This window comes from Crystallibacter degradans, from assembly GCF_012952295.1.
Lineage (GTDB): Bacteria > Actinomycetota > Actinomycetes > Actinomycetales > Micrococcaceae > Crystallibacter > Crystallibacter degradans.
The window spans coordinates 1-1,298 of record NZ_JABBCH010000063.1 but is presented as its reverse complement, the minus strand read 5'-3'; the positions used below and the strand labels follow the sequence as shown (position 1 = coordinate 1,298).

Sequence of the window (1,298 nt, the reverse complement as noted above, 5' to 3'; positions counted from 1 at the left end):
TGCGGCCGTATGGTTTTGTGAGACAGCTTGTAAGGAGCCCTCACGTTAATGTCGGATCGTAAGAAGTACACCCAGAAGTACAAGGAAGACGCCGTGGAACTGGTGCGTTCCTCGGGTCGTCCGATCGCCCAGGTCGCCGTGGAGATCGGCGTCAATGAAGGCACGCTGGGCAACTGGGTGCGCAAGTACCGGCAGGAGCATCCCGACGAGTTCGTCACCGAGGAGAAGGCGCCGGTGCCTTGGGAGGAGCACCAGAAGGCCCTGGCGGAGAACGCGAAGCTGAAGCAGGAAATCGAGTTCCTGGGAAAAGTCAGCGCCTTCTTTGCAGCGAAGCAACGGTAGAGGATTACTACCGGTTCATCGAAGCCGAGAAGGCCAACTATCCGATCGCCTGGCTCTGCCAGGTCCTGAAGGTTTCCCGGGCCTCGTTCTACCGGTGGCGCAACCCCCAGGGCCCGTCCCCACGCGCCGTGCGCCACGAAAAACTGGTCGACGCGGTCACGACGAAATTCGAGGACGCCAAAGGCAAGGCAGGGAGGGATCAGCTGACGAAGATGCTCAACGAGGACGGGGTAAATGTTTCGGCGCCCACGGTGGGAGCGATCATGCGTGAAAAAGGCCTGCGCGCGGTGCGGACACAGGCGTGGAAGAAGACCACCGAGCAGGACCCGCAGGCCAAGACCGCCCATATCGAGAACCACATGCTCGACGCCGACGGCAACCGGGACTTCTCCTCCCAGGTTCCCGGTACCCGCCTGTGCGGGGACATTACCTATCTGAAGACCGGCGAGGGCTGGCTGTACCTGGCTACCGTGATCGATCTGTGCACCGGCATGGTCATCGGCTGGAACATGGACAAGCACATGCGCACCAGCCTGTGCACCGGCGCCCTGGAAATGGCCCGCGACCACGGTTACCTGCACGAAGACGGCGCCGTGTTTCACTCAGACCGCGGATCTCAATTTACGTCCGCGGAGTTCCAGTCCTGGTGTGCCGGGAACAACATCACCCAGTCCATGGGCCGCACCGGGGTGTGCTGGGACAATGCGGTAGCGGAAAATTTCTTCTCGCACCTGAAGACCGAGTTCTACCACCACCACAGCTTCGCCAGCCGGCTCGCAGCCAGAACCGGCGTCATGGAATACATCGAGGCCTGGTACAACCGGAAACGGCCCAACGCCAGAGCCGGCGGTAAAGCCCCCGCGGCAGCCCTCGCCGCCCATCAAACCCGCGACCAGGAACCCCTGGCCGCATAACCAAAATCAACGATGAACTGTCTCAAAAACTTGACGAGCGCA

At 61.4% G+C, this 1,298-nt stretch carries 1 protein-coding gene; it reads left to right on the top strand.

The genetic code is table 11. From position 1 onward, the window contains the following. Positions 1-48: 48 nt before the first annotated feature. Positions 49-1,256, top strand: a protein-coding gene (locus tag HGO92_RS23110; RefSeq protein ID WP_169999086.1) for an IS3 family transposase whose coding sequence is annotated in 2 segments (ribosomal slippage) — positions 49-304 and positions 304-1,256 — 1,209 coding nt in all. Because the reading frame shifts where the segments join, the coding sequence is not laid out codon by codon here. Positions 1,257-1,298: the final 42 nt, after the last annotated feature.